The 20,555-nt window shown below is 56.9% G+C and carries 17 protein-coding genes and 2 tRNA genes; 6 read left to right on the top strand and 13 right to left on the bottom strand.

All coding sequences use genetic code 11. From position 1 onward, the window contains the following. Positions 1–234: 234 nt before the first annotated feature. From NYP16_RS07160 to NYP16_RS07130, 7 genes are all read right to left on the bottom strand, one after another. A complete protein-coding gene (locus NYP16_RS07160) occupies positions 235–510 on the bottom strand; it encodes an HU family DNA-binding protein (RefSeq protein ID WP_274943432.1) in 276 nt (91 codons plus the stop codon). 165 nt (positions 511–675) lie between these two features. Further along, positions 676–3,075 carry an endopeptidase La gene (lon, locus tag NYP16_RS07155; protein ID WP_274943431.1) on the bottom strand — a complete coding sequence of 800 codons (2,400 nt, stop codon included), beginning with the start codon at positions 3,073–3,075 and terminating at the stop codon, positions 676–678. A gap of 182 nt (positions 3,076–3,257) precedes the next feature. Further along, positions 3,258–4,523 carry an ATP-dependent Clp protease ATP-binding subunit ClpX gene (gene clpX, locus NYP16_RS07150; protein WP_274943430.1) on the bottom strand — a complete coding sequence of 422 codons (1,266 nt, stop codon included), beginning with the start codon at positions 4,521–4,523 and terminating at the stop codon, positions 3,258–3,260. A 246-nt stretch (positions 4,524–4,769) separates the two neighbouring features. Continuing rightward, positions 4,770–5,402, bottom strand: coding sequence for an ATP-dependent Clp endopeptidase proteolytic subunit ClpP (clpP, locus tag NYP16_RS07145; protein WP_283255500.1), 633 nt, complete (start codon positions 5,400–5,402; stop codon positions 4,770–4,772). Positions 5,403–5,498: 96 nt separating this feature from the next. Continuing rightward, the gene (gene tig / locus NYP16_RS07140) at positions 5,499–7,037 is read right to left on the bottom strand and encodes a trigger factor (protein ID WP_274943429.1); all 1,539 of its coding nucleotides are present in this window, start codon (positions 7,035–7,037) and stop codon (positions 5,499–5,501) included. A gap of 109 nt (positions 7,038–7,146) precedes the next feature. Beyond that, a tRNA-Leu gene (locus tag NYP16_RS07135) sits at positions 7,147–7,229 on the bottom strand. A gap of 159 nt (positions 7,230–7,388) precedes the next feature. Continuing rightward, positions 7,389–8,867 carry an NAD(P)H-hydrate dehydratase gene (locus NYP16_RS07130; RefSeq protein WP_274943428.1) on the bottom strand — a complete coding sequence of 493 codons (1,479 nt, stop codon included), beginning with the start codon at positions 8,865–8,867 and terminating at the stop codon, positions 7,389–7,391. A 72-nt stretch (positions 8,868–8,939) separates the two neighbouring features. On the opposite strand from NYP16_RS07130, the gene NYP16_RS07125 reads away from it, so the two are divergent. Further along, entirely contained in the window at positions 8,940–9,119 is a 180-nt protein-coding gene (locus NYP16_RS07125; RefSeq protein ID WP_274943427.1) for a hypothetical protein, read from the top strand. 44 nt (positions 9,120–9,163) lie between these two features. On the opposite strand, the gene NYP16_RS07120 is transcribed toward NYP16_RS07125, so the two are convergent. Further along, positions 9,164–9,240 (bottom strand) — tRNA-His (locus NYP16_RS07120). 43 nt (positions 9,241–9,283) lie between these two features. Further along, positions 9,284–10,510 (bottom strand): aminotransferase, encoded by a 1,227-nt coding sequence (locus NYP16_RS07115; protein ID WP_274943426.1) that lies wholly within the window; start codon positions 10,508–10,510, stop codon positions 9,284–9,286. A gap of 278 nt (positions 10,511–10,788) precedes the next feature. Between NYP16_RS07115 and NYP16_RS07110 the strand changes: the two genes are divergently transcribed. From NYP16_RS07110 to parE, 5 genes are all read left to right on the top strand, one after another. Continuing rightward, complete coding sequence (locus NYP16_RS07110) at positions 10,789–11,127, top strand: P-II family nitrogen regulator (RefSeq protein WP_274943425.1); 339 nt, start codon at positions 10,789–10,791, stop codon at positions 11,125–11,127. Positions 11,128–11,202: 75 nt separating this feature from the next. Beyond that, complete coding sequence (glnA, locus tag NYP16_RS07105) at positions 11,203–12,612, top strand: type I glutamate--ammonia ligase (protein WP_274943424.1); 1,410 nt, start codon at positions 11,203–11,205, stop codon at positions 12,610–12,612. 193 nt (positions 12,613–12,805) lie between these two features. Next, positions 12,806–13,021, top strand: a complete 216-nt coding sequence (locus tag NYP16_RS07100; RefSeq protein ID WP_274943423.1) for a hypothetical protein — start codon at positions 12,806–12,808, stop codon at positions 13,019–13,021. 21 nt (positions 13,022–13,042) lie between these two features. Further along, the gene (locus NYP16_RS07095) at positions 13,043–13,642 is read left to right on the top strand and encodes a hypothetical protein (protein WP_274943422.1); all 600 of its coding nucleotides are present in this window, start codon (positions 13,043–13,045) and stop codon (positions 13,640–13,642) included. A gap of 108 nt (positions 13,643–13,750) precedes the next feature. Next, a complete protein-coding gene (gene parE / locus NYP16_RS07090; RefSeq protein WP_274943421.1) occupies positions 13,751–15,730 on the top strand; it encodes a DNA topoisomerase IV subunit B in 1,980 nt (659 codons plus the stop codon). A 112-nt stretch (positions 15,731–15,842) separates the two neighbouring features. Here the strand turns inward: parE and NYP16_RS14520 are convergent, their stop codons facing one another. The 4 genes from NYP16_RS14520 to NYP16_RS07070 all read right to left on the bottom strand — a co-directional run bounded on the left by NYP16_RS14520 (position 15,843) and on the right by NYP16_RS07070 (position 20,509). Further along, positions 15,843–17,666 (bottom strand): acyltransferase family protein, encoded by a 1,824-nt coding sequence (locus NYP16_RS14520; RefSeq protein WP_274943420.1) that lies wholly within the window; start codon positions 17,664–17,666, stop codon positions 15,843–15,845. A gap of 154 nt (positions 17,667–17,820) precedes the next feature. Beyond that, positions 17,821–18,531 (bottom strand): glutamine amidotransferase, encoded by a 711-nt coding sequence (locus NYP16_RS07080; RefSeq protein ID WP_274943419.1) that lies wholly within the window; start codon positions 18,529–18,531, stop codon positions 17,821–17,823. Further along, positions 18,528–20,204, bottom strand: a complete 1,677-nt coding sequence (locus tag NYP16_RS07075) for a cation acetate symporter (RefSeq protein ID WP_274943418.1) — start codon at positions 20,202–20,204, stop codon at positions 18,528–18,530. Before NYP16_RS07075 ends, NYP16_RS07080 begins: the two co-directional genes overlap by 4 nt. After that, positions 20,204–20,509: a DUF485 domain-containing protein gene (locus NYP16_RS07070; RefSeq protein ID WP_274943417.1), complete on the bottom strand. Its 306-nt coding sequence runs from the start codon at positions 20,507–20,509 to the stop codon at positions 20,204–20,206. Before NYP16_RS07070 ends, NYP16_RS07075 begins: the two co-directional genes overlap by 1 nt. Positions 20,510–20,555 lie beyond the last annotated feature (46 nt).

Genomic DNA, 20,555 nt, shown 5'->3' with positions numbered 1-20,555 from the left:
CGGTCCTCCCCAAAGCCCCAACCCAAAGCCTGGATCGCCACGCCGCTAACGCGCCTCGCGATGACGGAGTCTTCAGGGGGCACCCGTCATTGCGAGGCGAAGCCGAAGCAATCCAGTCTTCACCATGGGTCTCCGTCCAGGACAGCATGCCCCCGCTCCCCCAACCCGCAAAAACAAACAGCCGCCGCGCAATCTGCGCGGCGGCTGTTAAATCTCTTCAGCCCTTATGTGAACTTACTTGTTCACAGCGTCCTTCAACCCCTTGCCAGCCTTGAACTTCGGCTGTTTCGAGGCTGGAATCTTGATTTCTTCGCCAGTACGCGGATTGCGGCCGATGCTGGCCTTGCGCTTAGCGACATCGAATGTCCCGAAACCGACGAGCCGTACTTCCTTCTCCTTGGTCAGGGTTTCACGGATGGAGTCAAACACAGCTCCTACTGCCTTGCCTGCGTCCGCTTTGGTCAGACCGGTCTTATTGGCAACAGCATCAATCAGGTCGTTCTTATTCACAATGTCCCCCTGTCAACAAAAAGGCAAAAAACAAGTGCTTTCACGTACGAGTGGAATGCGCCGAAGTCTAAACGGGGTTCCGACGGCCGTCAAAGGGAAAACCGCGGTTTTATGCGGTTTTCCACTCTTAAATAGCCTGACGACCGGCGGTGAAAAACCCGTTTATCAGTGGGTCACACGCTCGGACGAATCTCCGGGGGCTGGAGCTTCAGCAACTTTTGGTTCTGCCTTATCATCTTCATCATGCCATTCGATAGGCGTCAACGGCCGCACGAGGGCATGCTTCAGAACTTCTTCAGCAACAGAAACCGGAATAATTTCAAGTCCTTGCTTCACATTATCCGGGATTTCCGAGAGGTCCTTCTCGTTTTCCGCAGGAATGAGCACGGTCTTGATTCCACTCCGAAGGGCCGCCAGAAGCTTTTCCTTCAGACCACCGATCGGCAGCACCCGGCCGCGCAAGCTGATTTCGCCGGTCATGGCGATATCGCGGCGCACCGGAATTCCGGTCAGAACGGAGACGATCGACGTCACCATGCCCACACCGGCCGAGGGGCCGTCCTTCGGGGTTGCCCCTTCCGGCACGTGGATATGGATATCGCGTTTCTCGAAGATGGTCGGTTTGATGCCAAAGCTGACCGCCCGCGAGCGCACAAAAGACCGCGCCGCCTGGATCGACTCCTGCATCACATCGCCAAGCTTGCCGGTGACCGTCATCTTGCCTTTGCCGGGCAAGATGAGAGCTTCGATATTCAGAATATCGCCGCCCACTTCGGTCCAGGCGAGGCCGGTGGTCACACCGACCAGATCGGTTTCCTCAAGCTCGCCATAGCGATAGCGCCGCACGCCGGCCAGTTTCACAAGGCTCTGCGCCGTGATCTTGATCGACTTGGCCTTGTCGCGCTCAAGCTCACGCACCGATTTGCGGGCCAGATTGGCGATTTCACGTTCAAGGTTACGAACCCCGGCTTCCCGCGTGTAGTAACGGATGATATCCCGGAGCGCGCCGTCCGAAATCTGCCATTCGTCCTTCTTGAGGGCATGAGCCTTCATGAGTTTCGGAATGAGATGCAGACGGGCAATCTCGACCTTTTCATCTTCCGTGTAGCCCGCGAGACGGATCACCTCCATACGATCCAGCAAAGGCTGGGGCATATTGAGCGTGTTGGCCGTGGTCACAAACATCACGTTCGACAGATCGTAATCAACTTCGAGGTAATGATCGTTGAACTTGCCGTTCTGTTCGGGATCAAGCACCTCCAACAGCGCCGACGCCGGATCACCCCGGTAATCATTCCCAAGCTTGTCAATTTCATCAAGCAGGAACAACGGGTTCGAAGTTCCGGCCTTTTTCATCGACTGGATGATCTTGCCCGGCATGGAGCCGATATAGGTCCGGCGATGGCCGCGAATTTCAGCCTCGTCACGCACGCCGCCGACCGAGATGCGGACAAAATTCCGCCCCGTGGCCTTGGCGATCGATTTGCCAAGCGAGGTCTTACCAACGCCCGGCGGACCGACGAGGCACAGAATTGGGCCCTTCAGCGAATTGGTGCGCTTCTGAACCGACAAATACTCAAGGATACGTTCCTTGACCTTATCAAGGCTGTAATGGTCGGCATTCAGGATCTTGTCGGCAAGGTCGATGTCCTTTTTCACCTTGGAGTTTTTGCCCCACGGAATAGACAGCAGCCAATCAAGATAATTGCGCACAACCGTTGCTTCGGCCGACATGGGGCTCATGGAGCGGAGCTTTTTCATCTCGCCCATGGCCTTTTCACGGGCCTCTTTGCTGAACTTGGTCTTTTTGATGCGATCCTCAAGCTCGGTCAGCTCGTCGCGACCGTCTTCGGTCTCGCCAAGTTCCTTCTGGATCGCCTTCAATTGTTCATTCAGGTAATATTCGCGCTGGGTCTTCTCCATCTGGCGCTTGACCCGGCCGCGAATGCGACGCTCAACCTGGAGGACGCCGATTTCCTCCTCCATGAGCGCGTAAACTTTTTCCAAACGCTTGGTCACGTCCTCAACCTCAAGCAATTCCTGCTTGTTGGAGATTTTGAGCGCCAGATGCGAGGCCACGGTATCGGCAAGCTTGCTCGCGTCTTCGATCTGGCCGACGGAGACCAGAACTTCCGGCGGGATTTTCTTGTTGAGCTTCACATACTGCTCAAACTCGGCCAGAACCGAGCGTGCGAGACCCTGAAGCTCTTTTTCATCCTGCTCGCTGTCGGCCACGAATTCGGCCTCAGCTTCGAAGAAATTTTCATTATCCGTGAAGCGCGTGATGCGCGCCCGCGCACTGCCCTCGACCAGCACCTTGACGGTGCCGTCCGGCAGCTTCAAAAGCTGCAGCACGCTGGCAACGGTTCCGACTTCATAAATATCGGCCTTTTCAGGCTGATCCTGATTGGCGTTTTTCTGGGCCACCAGCAGGATTTTCTTGTCGCTGCCCATGACGTCTTCAAGCGCGCGCACAGACTTTTCACGCCCAACGAACAACGGCACAATCATATGTGGGAAGACAACAATGTCCCGGAGCGGCAAAACTGGATAGGTCGTCGACATCAGGCTTGTTCACCTCGAACGGAGAGACGCTGGCGAAGCTTAAGCGGCGACTGCCGCCACGCCAATCTCAGGTCGTCCGTACTAGCGTCCTGAGATGTCTTATGAAATGGAGAGTGTTGGGCGAACCGTCAAGGGGCGGGCTGTCACAAGCTGTAATTTCAGCAGCTTGAGGCGTCTCCGCCTCAAGCCCCGGTGCCGACATCCTCGCGGCGATCGGCATAGATATAAAGCGGCTGGGCACGCCCTTCGACCACCTCTGCGCTGACCACGACTTCTTCGACGCCCTCAAGCGTCGGAAGTTCAAACATGGTTTCGAGCAGAATATCTTCCATGATCGACCGCAGCCCACGTGCCCCGGTCTTGCGGGCGATGGCCTTTTTGGCGATGCCCTTCAAGGCTTCGTCCGAGAAGTTCAGCTTGACGTCTTCCATCTCGAACAGGCGCTGATACTGTTTCACCAGCGCATTCTTGGGCCGCGACAAAATCTCGACCAGTGCCTCTACATCAAGATCCGTGAGGGTAGCGATCACCGGCAGACGACCGACGAATTCCGGAATGAGACCGAATTTCAACAGATCCTCGGGCTCGACAACCTTGAGCATGTCACCGGTCTTGCGTTCCTCGACATCCACCACATTGGCGGCAAAGCCAATGGATTTCGCCTCAAGACGGTTGGCGATAACTTTTTCAAGGCCGGCAAAGGCGCCGCCGCAGATGAACAGGATATTGGTCGTATCCACCTGCAGGAATTCCTGCTGCGGATGTTTGCGGCCACCTTGCGGAGGAACGCTTGCGACCGTGCCTTCCATGATCTTCAGAAGCGCCTGCTGGACCCCTTCGCCCGACACATCGCGGGTGATCGAAGGATTGTCCGACTTGCGGCTGATCTTGTCGACTTCGTCGATATAGACGATGCCGCGCTGCGCCCGCTCGACGTTATAATCGGCGGATTGCAACAGCTTGAGAATGATGTTTTCGACATCCTCCCCCACATAACCGGCTTCGGTCAGGGTGGTGGCGTCAGCCATGGTGAACGGCACATCAAGAATACGTGCAAGCGTCTGAGCAAGCAGCGTCTTGCCGCAACCGGTCGGGCCGATCAGAAGGATGTTCGACTTCGACAGCTCCACATCATTATGCTTGGTTGCGTGATGCAGGCGCTTGTAATGGTTATGCACCGCGACCGCGAGGACCTTTTTCGCCCGTTCCTGGCCGATGACATAATCATCGAGAACGCCGCGAATTTCCAAGGGTGAAGGCACACCATCCGTCGACTTGACGATGGCGCTCTTGTGCTCTTCCCGGATAATATCCATGCAGAGTTCGACGCATTCGTCGCAAATGAACACGGTAGGCCCGGCAATAAGCTTGCGGACCTCGTGCTGACTCTTGCCGCAGAACGAGCAATAGAGGGTATTTTTCGAGTCGGTACCGCTGAGTTTCGTCATTCGAACGCCAAACCTTTATCATCCCCCATTATCGTAGACCGATGTTCCCGCCGGGGACAATGACTTTTTCGGACATCGTTGCGGACCGCTACTCACAATCGGTCATGTTCCTGTGACCGAACAGACCTAAAGTGGGGCGGGCGGCCTTATATTCAAGGCCTTCCCGCATCTTGAAGCAAAACCAAACAATTTTCCCTTAACAGGCATTGTCTGGTCTGCCGACTGTTCTGCCTGAGCAGAAAAACCTTATTTCTCGACCACTTGCGGCTCTGGCCGCTTGGTCATCACGGAATCGATCAGACCAAAGGCCTGGGCTTCCTCGGGCGACATGAAGCGATCGCGCTCGAGCGCCCGTTCGATCTCTTCTTTCTTCTGTCCCGTATGCAGAACATAGATATCATTCAGCCGATCGCGCGTTTTCAGGATCTCGCGGGCATGAATTTCGATATCCGTCGCCTGCCCCTGAGCCCCGCCCGAAGGCTGATGGACCATGATGCGGGAGTTCGGCAGCGAGAACCGCTTGCCCTTGGCTCCTGCCGTCAGCAACAACGAACCCATGGAACAGGCCTGTCCAAGGCAAAGCGTCTGCACGTCCGGGCGGATGAACTGCATGGTGTCATAGATCGACATGCCCGCGGTCACCACGCCACCCGGCGAGTTGATGTAGAAAAAGATGTCTTTCTTCGGATTTTCGGCTTCAAGGAACAGAAGCTGAGCGGTAATCACGCTGGCCATGGTGTCATGAACCGGACCCGTGACAAAAATGATCCGCTCCTTGAGAAGGCGGGAATAGATGTCATAGGAGCGTTCGCCGCGATTGGTCTGTTCGACCACCATCGGAACGAGATAGTTCATATACATGTCGTAACCGTTGCTCATGTCACCCTCTCTCACGAACTCGATCTTGGCCTGCAACTGCCGTTATCCGGGGGGCGCGACCGTAATCGCGTCCCCCAGACTCAAGACAATAGCCTTTTACTCTTCTTTCGCCTTGGCTTTTTTCGCCGGAGCCTTTTTAGGCTTGGCTTCGCCATCGGCATCCGCCTTCTTGGCAGCGGCTTTCTTCGGCTTTTCTTCCGCAGCTACAGCGTCGTCACCCTTGGCTTTCTTCGCTGCCTTCTTCTTTTCCGGAGCTTTCACTTCGGGAAGTTCGTCGTCTTCTTCGACAGCGCGCTTCAGTTCGTCGCGAGTCACCGACTTTTCCGTCACCTTCACCAGCTCAAGGATGAAATCCACAACCTTGTCTTCGTAAAGCGGCGCACGGAGCTGGGCCAGAGCCTGCGGGTTTTGCTGGTAATATTCAAAAACCTGCTTTTCCTGACCGGGATAGCGGCGCGCTTCACGGGCAACCAGACGACTCACATCGTCCTGCGGCACGATGATGTTGTTTTTCTGGCCGACTTCCGCCAGCAACAGGCCAAGACGCACGCGGCGCTCAGCGATTCCGCGATATTCTTCCTTCACCTCATCGCTCGGCTCTTCGATCTCATGATCGCAAGCTTCGCCATGGGCGTGATCATGATGGGCGTGAGCTTCCTGATTGAGATCGTTCAGGACATGCTGCCAGATCTGCTGGAACTCAAGCTCGATCATGCCTTCCGGCACGTCGAACTTTTCGCTATCAGCAAGTGCATCAAGCAGGCTGCGCTTCAGGCGCTGGCGGCTCAGCGACTTGATTTCGTCGCCCAGACGGTCCTTCAGGGTGTTGCGGAGCGCTTCGAGGCTCTCAAGACCGAGATTCTTGGCGAATTCGTCATTGATTTCGACCGGAGCCGAAACGCGCACTTCCTGCACGGTCACGTCGAAAGTGACTTCCTTACCGGCCAGATCCTTCGAGCCATACTGCTCGGGGAAGGTCACGGTCAGGGTCTTTTCGTCACCGGCCTTCGCACCGATCAGCTGTTCTTCAAAGCCCGGGATGAACTGGCCTGAACCAAGCTCAAGAAGATGGCCCTCAGCAGTGCCGCCTTCAAAGGCCACGCCGTCGCGCTTGCCGACGAAGTCGATCAGCACGGCATCGCCGTTTTCAGCCTTTTTGGTCTTCGGGGCTTCGGTGAAGTTCTTCTGGAAGCTCGAAAACCGTTCAATTTCAGCGTCGATGGCGCCGTCGTCAACTTCCGAAGTCAGACGCTCAAGCGTGACTTTCGAGAAGTCCGGCACGTCGATCGCCGGAACGATCTCAACGGTCATGTTGTATTCGAGATTGCCTTCGCTCTCATATTCGAAGCTGGTGATCTCGATACGTGGCTGCAGAGCCGGACGCAGATTGCGTTCTTCCAGCGCCTTGCCGGTCATTTCATTGATGGTTTCTTCCAGAACCTGACCGATCAGGTTCTTGCCATGCAGCTTTTTGAGAAGCGACATCGGGGCCTTGCCCGGACGGAAACCCGGCAGGTTGAGTCGACCCTTCATATTGGACAACTGGGCTTCAAGCCGCGTGGTGATGTCCTTGCCGGGAACGACGATCTTGAATTCCCGCTTCAAACCTTCGTTATTCGTTTCGGTAACTTGCATTCTATTCCGTCCATATGGTTTGGGCGCAAGCTGCCATGCGCCACGTTGGAATCCTTAATCTCGCCGTCGTGCGCATCCCATATGGATGCACCCTCCCCGCTTGTCGTTTTGGTGCGGGCGGAGGGACTCGAACCCCCACGGTCTCCCACTGGAACCTAAATCCAGCGCGTCTACCAATTCCGCCACGCCCGCGCCCCGTCCGCCGCTGGCGAACCGTGATCAGGCCGATCCCCCTAAAAGTTAAGACGGACCCCACCACGTTAGACAAGTTCAAGACAGGCTCGCCGAACAGCGATCCTCTATGTTGCCCCGGAATACCCCACCCGGAAATGCCTGTCAAAGATTCTGACCTTAAGAAAAGTCTTTAAGCTGACGAAGTACGCCCGGCACAAGGCCTGGAAGGTCCTCAGCCGTCAGACCGGGTCCGAACAGACTGGCCGCCGCACCATGCACCCAGTCCGCCGCAGCCGCTGCTTCAAACAACGGCATCCCCTGCGCAAGCAACCCCGTGATCAATCCGGCCAGCACATCCCCCGCCCCCGCAGTCGCGAGATCGGGCGGCCCGTTGGTCGTGATCACGGCGCGGCCGTCCGGGTCGGCAATGACCGTATCTCCCCCCTTCAACAGCACAACCGCCCCGACACGGGCCGCAGCCAGCCGCACGCGCGACACCTTGTCCGCAATGCCGGGACCGAGATCGGGAAACAGCCGTAAAAATTCCCCCTCATGAGGCGTCAGGATCAGCTCGCCCCGTTCGCCTTCGAACAATTCGCCCGGACGGTCGGTGAAGGCCGTCAAGGCATCGGCATCAAGCACCACGCGCTTGCCCGCCGCGAGGGTCATAAGCACATGTCGGCGCGTTTCGGCCGACACCCCACTGCCCGGGCCCAGCAGCACCACATTTTTGCGCGGGTCGGACAGAATATCGTAAAACTGCGCCTGATCGGCAAAGGGCCGGGTCATCACCGCCGTCAGCTTGACCGCCAACACCGAAAGCGCGTCGATTGGACAGGCCACCGTCACAAGCCCGGCTCCTATCCTGAGCGCCGCGTTCGCCGCAAGCACAGCCGCCCCGGTGTTGGCCATGCCCCCGCTCACGATCACCGCATGACCGCGCGCATATTTATGACCCGTGGGTTTCGGCCAGGGCCAGAGATGCGCCCAAAGTACCGGAGTATTCTCGGTCGTGCGTGGCTGAATGGTCTCCAGCACGCGATCGGAAATGCCGATATGGGCCACCGTGATGGCCCCACAAAGCGCCCGCCCCGGCAACAGCAAATGACCGGTTTTCTTACGAAAGAAAGTCACTGTGGCGTCCGCCGCCAGGCTTTCGCCCATGATCTGCCCGCTGTCGCCGTGAACCCCGCTCGGCATATCCACCGCAAGCTTGAACGCCTTGCTGAGAGCCGCGCGCCGCAAAGTTGCAGCGGCCACCCCTTCGATCGGCCGGCTCAGACCGGCCCCGAACAGGGCATCAACGATGACATCCTGACCAGCCACCACACCCGGCCCGAGTGCCAGCACCGGGCCATCCCACAGATCGGCCATATGTGCCGCATCGCCCTTAAGCGCCGAGCGCTCCCCAAGCAGGGCAAGATCAACCGTCCAGCCCGCCGCCTTGAGATGGCGGGCCGCCACAAAACCGTCGCCACCGTTATTGCCTGGCCCACACAACACCAGAACCCGGCCGCCGTGGGGGAAGCGGCTGAGCAGAAAGCCTGCCACCGCCCGTCCGGCGGCCCCCATCAGAGCTACACCCGACATCCCGTCGGCCTTCGCCAGACGGTCGGCGTCATACATTTGCGCCACGGTCAAAACAATCCCAGTCATCACCCGTCCTAGAATTTTATCCTTTTCTGTGTCACCATAGCGCGTATACGACGACTTGGGACAATCAACTTCATGACTTCCACCAAGCTTCTTCGCCCTGAACTCCCCTTTGTATTTATGCTTATCACGATCGGCCTGCTTGCGGGCTGCTCCAATGGCTATAGCTCCGGCACCGACCTCGGGGTGCCCCGAGATGAAAACGGCAACGCCATCCTGCATGATGGATCGAACACAGAAAAGCCCCGGCAATGACCGGGGCTTTGATTTAATTGGTAATTTAATACCCAAGAAGGAAGTGGGGCGAGTGACCGGGATTGAACCGGCGACCTCCAGAGCCACAATCTGGCGCTCTAACCAACTGAGCTACACCCGCCACAACGGCGCGGACGGATCCGCGGAGAATTTGTGCGCACTGTTTACGTTGCCACATTCTGCGCGTCAAGCGCCGTCATGCCAACACCATCTTTTTGTTTCAAATCCTGAACATTTTGCCCGAAATAGCGGCTCAGACGCGCGCAGGCCTCGTCAAGGGTCGCATCCGTTTTGCAGAAACAAAAGCGGATCAAAGGGTCCGCAGGCGCATTTTCATAGAAAGCCGAGACGGGAATCGCTGTCACCCCCGCCTCCCGCGTCAGGAACATGCAAAACTCATCCGCCGCCATCTCCGGCGCAAGGGCGCTGTAATCGGCCACCAGAAAATAAGTCCCCTCGCAGGGCAACAGCCTGAATCCGACCGCCGCAAGCCCGGCGGCCAGCCGATCCCGGCTTGCCTCCATATCTGTAGCAAGGCCGGTGAAATAGCTTTCATCCTTCCCAAGCCCGTAGGCCACCGCATATTGCAGATTCGGCGGCGTGGTGAAGGTCAGAAACTGATGGGATTTCGACATCACCCCGATCAGTGCCTCCGGCCCGGTCATATAGCCGATCTTCCAGCCAGTCAGGGAAAAGGTCTTGCCCGCCGAACCGACGCGCACCGAGCGTTCGAACATCCCGGGCAGCGTCATCAGCGGCCGATGGCGGCGACCATCGAACAGCAGATGCTCATAAACCTCATCACAGAGGGCATAAGCATCAAAGCGGCGGCAGAAATCAGCGATCAGATGCAGCTCCTCATCGCTGAAAACCTTGCCCACGGGATTCATAGGGGAATTGAGCACGATCAGCTTGGTGCGTGGACTGAACACAGCCTCAAGATCCGCCGCCGTAAAGCTCCAGTGCGGCGGAGCGAGACGCAGCGCCTTCACTTCAGCCCCCGCAGCCCGGATGATCGGCCGATAACTGTCATAACTCGGATCGATCACAATGGCCTCGTCGCCCGGCTCCAGCAGCGCAAAGAAAGCCGAGGCCAGTGCCTCCGTCGCGCCCGAGGTCACAAGCACATTGGCCGCCGTCACCTCCAGCCCGTAATACCGCCGATCATGAGCCGCCACGGCCTCCCGCAGCTCTGGTACGCCTTGAAACGGCGGATATTGATGCGGCCCGCTTTCAAGCCGCTCCCGCGCCACCGCCCGCACGTCGTCAGGCCCCGCACTATCCGGAAAGCCCTGCCCCAGATTGACGGCCTGATGCTTGACGGCCAAAGCCGACATGACCGAAAAAATCGTGGTGCCAAGGGAGGCAAACCTGGGATTGAGCGATTTCATGTGACTGTCCTGCCAAACTCTTTGAAAATTTCTACAAGGCATCCTGATCTGCCCGTCATCCTGCCACCAGCAAATTCTGACCAGGCCCATGACCGCCTACAAATCCATCATTCGCCTGTTTTTTAATCAGCTATCGCATAAAGTTTCACCCGAAGCTGTCCAGAGCCCGCGCCATATGCACGGAAACCAAGCAGCTGGCAGCTGGCACGAAAAATGCTTATACCCGATACTTGAGACCGACAATTTTCCCATCCTCTGCCATTTCTCAGAGAGACAGCATGAAAAAAATTGAAGCCATCATCAAGCCGTTCAAACTGGACGAAGTCAAAGAAGCGCTTCAAGAAATCGGACTGACCGGCATCACTGTCACGGAAGCCAAGGGATTCGGACGGCAAAAGGGCCATACCGAGCTCTATCGCGGCGCCGAATATGTGGTTGATTTCCTGCCCAAGGTAAAAATCGAAGTCGTCATGCCGGACCAGCTCATCGACCGTGCCGTGGAGGCGATCCAGAACGCCGCACGCACCGGGCGCATCGGCGATGGCAAAATTTTTGTCAGCACCGTTGACGAAGTCATCCGCATCCGCACCGGCGAGACCGGCGAGGATGCCGTTTAAAGTCCCACAGATCAAAGCATACTGGCCTCACGGCCACCCCGCACAACCTCCCCCCAAGCGACAGGAAACGCACGCATGTCTGACGTCAACAGCGTTCTCAAGCAGATCAGAGACAAGGATCTTACCTCAGTCGATCTGCGCTTCACCGACCCGCGCGGCAAATGGCATCACCTGACGATGGATTCCTCCGTCGTCAATGAAGATATGTTCGAAGAAGGCGTCATGTTCGACGGCTCCTCCATCGCCGGCTGGAAGGCGATCAACGATTCCGACATGATTCTGAAGCCCGACACCACGACCGCCGTCCTCGACCCCTTCATGGCGCAGCCGACCCTGGTCATCACCTGCGACGTTCTGGAACCGGCCAGCGGCGAAGGCTACAACCGCGACCCGCGCACCATCGCCAAGCGCGCCGAACAATATGTGAAGTTCAGCGGCATCGGTGACACCGCCTATTTCGGTCCCGAGCCTGAATTTTTCATGTTCGACGACGTAAAATTCAACGTCGGCTACAACAGCTCGTCCTATTCCTTCGACGACATTGAAGGCCCCTACAATTCCGGCCGCACCTACGAAGAAGGCAATATGGGCCACCGCCCGCGCGCCAAGGGCGGCTATTTCCCGGTCGGTCCGGTGGACAGCTGCCAGGATATCCGCGGCGAAATGGTTGCCGTCGCCAAGTCCATGGGCCTGCCCATGGACAAGCATCACCACGAAGTCGCCGCATCCCAGCACGAACTCGGCCTGATGTATGGCACCCTGACCCAAACCGCAGACCGCGTGCAGATCTATAAATATGTCGTGCATCAGGTGGCTCATGCCTATGGCAAGACCGCAACCTTCATGCCGAAGCCGGTCGCACTTGATAGCGGTTCGGGCATGCATGTCCATCAGTCGATCTGGCGCGATGGCAAGCCGCTGTTCGCTGGCAACGGCTATGCCGACCTGTCGGACACCGCCCTTTATTACATCGGCGGCATCATCAAGCACGCGAAGGCCCTGAACGCCTTCACCAACCCGACCACCAACAGCTACAAGCGTCTGGTGCCGGGCTATGAAGCGCCGGTTCTGCTGGCCTATTCGGCACGCAACCGCTCGGCCTCCTGCCGCATTCCCTATGCGACCAACCCCAAAGCCAAGCGTGTCGAAATCCGCTTCCCGGATCCGCTCGCGAATCCTTACCTCGCCTTCTCGGCCATGCTGATGGCCGGCCTCGACGGTATCGAGAACAAGATTCACCCCGGCGAAGCCATGGACAAGGATCTCTATCACCTGCCGCCGGAAGAACTGCGTCAGGTTCCGACCGTCTGCGGTTCGCTGCGTCAGGCGCTGCTCGCGCTTGAAGAAGACAATGCCTTCCTCAAGAAGGGCGGCGTCTTCACCGATGACCAGATCCAGTCCTATGCCGAACTCAAATGGGAAGAGCTGCACGCTTACGAAATGGCGCCGCACCCCATCGAGTTCCAGATGTACTATTCGTCCTGATCACGACGACCGCTGCTGGTTGCCAGCAACAGGTTCAAGATACTCAGTCCCCGGGGTCATTCCCGGGGACTGATCATATTCAGGGCCCCGCAACCGGCTCAGACCCTTGACCCGCACGCCTGTGATCGGATTAGATCGGAAAATATTTTGGCCGACCTGTCAGCCAAGCTCAGCTTCGAGGGTTGCAACAACTATGGACTTGCCGATCACATTGATTTTGTTGACGGGTGCGCTTTTGCTCCTGGCCGTCTCCAACATCATGTCCCGCCGCCCGTCGCCCATCGGACGGGTCTGGCCCGTTCCCTATAACGCTCTGCAGTTCATTAGCCTTCTGGTCAGCATTGCCATGGCGGCGCATCTTGTGACCCTGCTGACCGGCACCCCCTTTGCCGGTCGCATGGGCAATTGAGCTTTAACGAAATAGGAGGAAATGGCTTTTAAACTCGAAAATCCTGCAACCCTTTCGGACAGGCCTCTGGAGACTTTGACAAACGCCGAGCAATCCACTCTCCGCACCAACCACGAAGCATGCCCCGGCACTGCTTGGCGCGACCGCCTGTCCGGCACCAACATCAATCCCGATACCCTGCTCGCGACGGATTACCTCAATCATTTCAATGAAGCGGTCATGATTCTCGATCTTGTGGCCGAGATGCCGGACTGCCTTGAGGACATTATCGACTGGGCCCCGAAAAGCTATCAGGAGCATTTCGCCCATAGCCATTTCCAGCACAAGGCCCTCGCGGTCGAAGCCTATGCCCATGCCCCCGCCGCACGCCGCGCCGCCCTTGAAGCTGTGATCGATGACCTTAATCTTCTGATCCTCTGCACCATCTCCGAAGCCGCCGTCGGCTTGTCGGAAGGTGCCCCTGACACCATCCACGCCACGGTGTCCGCCGCCGCAAGCCAGCTCCGCGAGCTCATCGCCAAGGCCAGCCGCATCATCAATGGCGGCACCCTCGAAACCATGACGGACAACGCCCCGACCGACGGCATGAATCAGGATGCCGTCGACAGCCTGTTCGATTAGATCCACAATATCTAGTGGCCTTGCCAAGCGTTTCCCAGTAGGTATAGGCTCTGTCAGCGGCAGGCCCTGCCGCCTTGATTTCCTGCGATTTCCTGCTCTGGACGCTTCATGGCCGATCTTTTCGAGAATCTTTCCGCCACCAAAACCGACTATTCGGCCAAGGACATCGAAGTCCTTGAGGGGCTTGAGCCCGTGCGCCGTCGCCCCGGCATGTATATCGGCGGCACCGACGAACGCGCCTTCCATCATCTCGCGGCGGAAGTTCTCGACAATTCCATGGACGAGGCGGTGGCCGGCCACGCGAACCGCATCGATATCGAACTTCATGCCGATGGATCGCTGTCGGTTGCCGACAATGGCCGTGGCATTCCCACCGACCCGCACCCGAAATACAAAGACAAGTCGGCCCTTGAAGTCATCATGACCACCCTGCATTCGGGCGGCAAATTCGGTTCGGACGCCTACAAGACCTCGGGCGGTCTGCACGGGGTCGGGATCTCGGTGGTGAACGCGCTGTCATCCTGGGTCTCGATCGAGGTCGCCCGCGACCGCCAGATCTGGGTTCAAACCTATGGTCGCGGCCATGCGACCTCACCCCTTGAACTCAAGGGCTCGACCCAGAATCGGCGCGGCACACGGGTGCATTTCATGCCCGATACCGAGATTTTCGGCACCACGGCTGCCTTCAAGCCGTCGCGGCTTTACCGCATGGCACGTTCGAAAGCCTATCTGTTCCGCGGCGTTGAACTGCGCTGGAAATGTGCGCCCGAGCTTATCCGCCCCGGCGATGAAACCCCGGCCGAAGCCACGTTGCATTTCCCCGGCGGTCTCGCCGACTTCCTGCGCGACGCCATCGACGGCGCGCAATGTGTGACCCCCGAAGTCTTCGCCGGCCGCGCGGCCCTTGCCGAGGACATGGGACAGGTCGAATGGGCTGTGGCCTGGCCAGCCGCAATCGACGGCTTTATGCATTCCTATTGCAACACCGTGCCGACCCCCGAAGGCGGCACCCATGAAGCCGGATTCCGCGCCGCGCTGACCAAGGGCCTGCGCGCCTATGGCGAGCTTGTGGGCAACAAAAAAGCCCGGGAAATCACGCCCGAGGATGCCCTGGGTGGGGCCGCCATGTTGATTTCCGTCTTCATCCGCGACCCGCAATTTCAGGGCCAGACCAAGGAAAAGCTCGCGACCCCCGAGGCCACCCGCCTCGTGGAAAACGCCATGCGCGACCATTTCGACCATTGGTTGTCCGGTGCCCCGGTGCAGGCCACGGGTCTTCTTGATTGGGTGATCGAAAAAGCCGAAGAACGCCTCCGCCGCAAGGCCGAGAAAGAAATCCAGCGCAAAACCGCCACCAACCGCCGCCGCCTGCGCCTGCCCGGCAAGCTTGCCGATTGTGCCGCCGACGGGCCAGCGGGCACCGAAATCTTCATCGTCGAAGGGGATTCGGCCGGTGGATCGGCCAAACAGGCGCGCGACCGCAAAACACAGGCCATCCTGCCCATTCGCGGCAAGATCCTGAACGTGGCCAGCGCCGGTCTCGACAAAATCGGCGCCAATCAGGAAATCTCCGACCTCTCCCAGGCGCTCGGCTGCGGCATGCGCGACAAATTCCGCCTGAGTGACCTGCGTTATGAAAAAGTGGTCATCATGACCGACGCCGACGTGGACGGCGCCCATATCGCAACGCTGCTCATGACCTTTTTCTACCGCGAAATGCCGGAACTGGTCCGCCGCGGTCACCTGTTTCTCGCCCAGCCGCCGCTCTATCGCATCGCCCAGGGCGGCAAGGTCATCTATGCCCGCGACGACGCCCACCGCGAGCAACTGATGAAAAAGGAATTCGCCGGGCGCGGAAAAGTCGAAATCAGCCGCTTCAAAGGCCTTGGCGAAATGCCGCCCGCGCAGCTGAAAGACACCACCATGGACAAAAAGCGCCGCACGCTGCTCCGCGTCGTCCTCCCCGAAGATTTCCAGGACCAACGCGACACCAGCCGCCTGGTCGAAGACCTCATGGGCCGCAAACCCGAACTCCGTTTCGCCTTCATCCAGGAAAACGCCGACGCGGTGAAAGATCTGGATATTTAGCGAGGCTGATCAAACACGCTCCATAGTCTACCCGTATGAGACTCTAAACGGCACATTATCAAAAATCGATTTCATAACGGAGACTCACTGGACTTGTGGATGATCCAGATTTCTAATGGGCAAACTTTTTCGATCTAGCAACTCCATCGATTGCGCTTGCAAATACATTCTCCAACAACATAGCCCCACTGAGCGTTAAGTGCCCCGCATCAAAATACGCCGGGCGCCCTTGTTGATCTACTAGAACGCATTCGGGGTGACACAACACGCTCCCTAGATCGTAATAGGAAAAATCACTGGATTTTTTCGACTTTGCATATGCAAACAAATCCCGATTAATTTCATGATAAGTGGCAAGATTCTGAGAAGGAAGCTTGTCGCCTCTCGTAAGATGATTGAAGAGCGTCGCCGCAACATTATTTTCATATGTAGGAACTGGCATTAACCAGACTGTCCTAGTTTCTTCCTCTGCCAACCGCACAATGAAAGGATCGATAACATTTTCCAGGCCCTCGCTCCCTGCGAAATGCAAAAAAACAGCGTCGACCTTAAGTGCTTTTGCCTCAGCGATAAGCCTCTCAACGCTATCACGCGATTTTTTAAGCGGCTCATTATCAACACTGAAGAAAACCCGATAACCATGCGCTGACGCAACCTTGGCAAATGATGTTTTAATTGAATCGGCATGGCTATTGCCTATAAGCAGAAGTGTGCCTTTTTTTCCCTCAGCGCCATCCGTAATTTCGCAAAGGTCCGATGTGGGGTGAAGAAGGCGAAAAACCTTACCGCATCGATAAACCGAACGATCCGACCAAGCCGCAAAGATCTTCTGTTCGGACGAGGAGAACCGCTTCTGCATGAGCGTCTCAGATGACAGCGAAAACATAACGATCACCCCCGAGACCCCAATCGCTCGCAGCGCTGAATAGAAATTTGCACCGACACGCTCAACACCATGATAGAGCGCAAGTGAAAAGATAACTATCAGGGCAACAATCACTGCAATCGCATATGGGGTGGAAGGCGATAAAATCGTGCCCGAAAATGGCTGATAAAGATACAGAACAATAATTGGAAAATGTGCGAGATAAATGGAATAAGAATATTTTCCAACCAATTCAAAGGCATCACCAATCCGCCCCTTTTCAAACATATCAGGCAAACCAAAAGTAAGGACACCCGCAGTGGCAAGACAGATTCCAAGAGCAGCGAGACCTGGATGGCCAATTATGAAGCTGGTTGATTGACCATCAACAGGAAGAAATGGAATGGACAAAAGAACAAAAAATGACAAACAGCCAAGTATAGGGTTTCGGATATCATCCCGTAGCGTTCCTGCCACAGTCAGATGACAAGCTACTAAATATCCAATCAAAAACTGCCAAATGCGCAAAGGCATCATAAAAAATGAGGTTTTAGAGCTTACCGTCGTGGCAACAAAACATATAAGTAGGGATACTATCAAGAGAGCCAAGATGGACCACTTGAATTTCTTCGCCAACAAGAAAAGGAGTGGGATGAGTAGATAGAACTGAATTTCAACCCCTAATGACCACAAATGTAATAATGGAGTAAATTCCGCCTTACTGAAATAAGAGTTCTGAAGCCAAAATCCGAAATTGGATATAAAGAAGGCAGAAAATAACCCTTGCTCAACAACCTGACCATACTCAACCGGCATCACAATACATGCAGCAATCAGTAGAGTAAGCAGTACGGTCACAAAATATGCCGGCAAAAGCCTCCGCGCTCGTCGGGAATAGAAGGCAACAGCCTCACCCTCTCTATAGAGAAGTGCCATCAGAAAGCCACTGATGACAAAAAACACATCAACACCCAGGAAGCCGTTTTCAAATCCACGCATATTCAGATGGAACAATACTACCGAGATGACAGAGACACCGCGCAGGATCTGTATGTCTTTCCGATATTCCACTATTTATCCCCATCTGAATTTCTTAAACAAGCACTCTATCGTAGATCAACGAAATCAAGCTAACGACAAATACCCAAACAGACACAATCTCGCACCAACAAAAGGCAATATATAAAACTACCCTTATTGTGCAATTTCTTTCTACTTCATCTAACTACCCGCAAATATCTACAAACCGTTTAAGAAACCGCCGCCCGATCCTATCTATCTCCGTGTCACAGGCCTCAAGCCGCGTGGCCACATCCAGCCCTGCACGGGCCAGCCTTTCGCGCTCGGCCTCCAAAAGTCCACGCATGACCGGCAGCGTGAATTCCGGGTGGAACTGCACACCCCAGACCTGATCGGCATAGCGTACGGCCTGATGCGGATCGCCATCACCTTCAGCAAGCAGGATGCTGCCGCGTGGCAAGCGCAGCGCCGCCTGATTATGGGCTTCGTAAACCATCGTGCTATGTTGCGACAGTACTGACAGCAACGGATCGTCAGCTGCCTCAGGCGTTGGCGTGATCCGCACCGGACCATATTCGGGTCCGCGCGGGTTGTTGCCGACCTCCCCACCCAGGGCATGGGCCAGCAACTGATGGCCAAAACAGACCCCCAGCATCCGCGTACCGCCAGCAACCGCCCCGCGCAACCATTCGGCCGTACGCTCGCTCCAACCCTCGCGGTCGGTCACCATGGCCGGTGAGCCGGTGATGATCACCCCGCGCAAAGACCCGGCCGGCGGCAAGGGTTCATCGTTAAACACCCGCACCACCTGCGCGTCCGCCTGTCCCCAGCCAAGTGCGCTAAGGAACATGCGGTCAGCATCCCCCGCGTCGCTTTTAATCCCAATGCTGCCAGTCTGGATGATCAGAAAGCTCAATGCGACACCGCCCCATCCGCGCCGATACCTGTTTGTGACCGCACATCCTGCACCTCAAACGCCTCCCGCTCAGCAGCCGCCCGGCCCGAGCGATCGGTGACCGAAAAAATCCAGGTCACAAAGAACGCAAGCGGCATGGAATAAATCGCCGGATTCTTGAATCTCACCACCGGTTCAGCATAACCGAACATATCGACCCAGACCGTCGGGCTCAGAATAACCAGCGTCATGGCCGTAATCAGCCCCGCGAACCCGCCTATGAAGGCTCCCCGCGTGGTCAGCCCACGCCAGGTGATCGACAGCAGCAACACCGGAAAATTGGCGCTGGCCGCGATGGCGAAGGCCAGGCCGACCATGAAGGCCACATTCTGTTTCTCGAACGCGATGCCAAGTACAATGGCCAGCACGCCAAGCCCCACCGTGGCGATTTTCGAAATCAGCACTTCCTTTTTCTCGTCAACCTTACCGTGCGCGATCACGCTCGCATAAAGGTCATGGGAGATGGCCGAGGCCCCCGACAGGGTCAGGCCGGATACCACGGCCAGAATGGTCGCAAAGGCCACCGCCGAGATAAAGCCCATGAACAGGCTGCCGCCCACCGCGTCGGCCAGATGCACCGCCACCATATTGCTGCCGCCCGCAAGATCCTTGAGGATATTCAGCGCCTGCCCCGGCGGCACGGTGAAGAATTCAGGATGACGCGCCAACAGCACAATGGCGCTGAAGCCGATGATGAAAGTCAGAATATAGAAATAGGCGATGAACCCCGTGGCATAGAGCACGGATTTCCGAGCCTCCCGCGCATCCCGCACGGTGAAAAAGCGCATCAGAATATGCGGCAGTCCGGCGGTACCGAACATCAACGCAATGCCCAATGAAATGGCATCGATAGGATTGCTCACCTGCGTGCCCGGCATCATGATGTGAGCGCCATTCGGGTGGGTCGCCACCGCCTCGCGGAACATGATCTCAGGGTTGAAATCAAATGCCGAAAGCGCCGCCACTGCCATGAAGGTCGCGCCCGCCAACAGCAGAACCGCCTTGATGATCTGCACCCAGGTGGTCGCAAGCATGCCGCCAAAGGTCACATAAAGCACCATCAGGACGCCAACGACCACAACCGCGATCACATAATCCAGCCCGAACAGAATCTCGATCAGTTTGCCCGCTCCGACCATCTGGGCAATCAGATAAAAAGCCACCACAACCAGCGACCCGCAAGCCGCAAGGGCCCGCATGCGCACCCGATCCAGGCGATAGGCCACCACATCGGCAAAAGTGAATTTGCCCAGATTGCGCAACGGCTCGGCAATCAGGAACATGATGATCGGCCAGCCGACCAGAAAGCCGATGGAATAAATCAGCCCGTCAAACCCGGTCGCATACACCAGTCCCGAGATGCCCAGAAACGACGCCGCCGACATATAGTCCCCGGCAATGGCAAGACCGTTCTGACGGCCGGAAATACCGCCGCCCGCCGTATAGAAATCCCGCGTCGTCTTGGTCCGCTTGGCCGCCCAGCGGGTGATCCCAAGCGTCAGCGACACAAAGGCCAGAAACATGACAATCGCGGGCCAATTGAGCGCCTGCTTCACGCCGCCCTCAATGGTGCCCGCAGCCAAAGCCGCGCCCGGAAATCCCAAAAGCGCCGCAACCCCCAGACCAAACCGCATTATTTTACATCCTCAACAATGTTCCGGGTGAGCTGATCGAACTCACGATTGGCCCGCGCCACATAAATGGCGGTGAGGATAAACGCGGAAATGATCACAAGAAGTCCAAGCGGGATGCCCACGGTCATGGTCATGCCCGGCAAGGCCGCCCCAAGTTTTTCCGGGGCAAAGGCGACCGCCAGAATAAAGCCGTAATAAATCACCAGCATCAGCACCGTCAGACGCCAGCCAAGACGACGGCGGCGCGTCACCAATCTCTGATAGTCCGGATGCGTCCGAATACGGTCAATGGCGTCCTGGCTCATATAGCCCCCGATTGTTATCTATTGGCCTAGAATAGTAAGGCTATTT

The organism is Govania unica (assembly GCF_027920805.1).
Lineage (GTDB): Bacteria > Pseudomonadota > Alphaproteobacteria > Sphingomonadales > Govanellaceae > Govanella > Govanella unica.
Note: the sequence above shows the minus strand (reverse complement) of the source record. Positions and strands in the feature narration are given on the sequence as shown.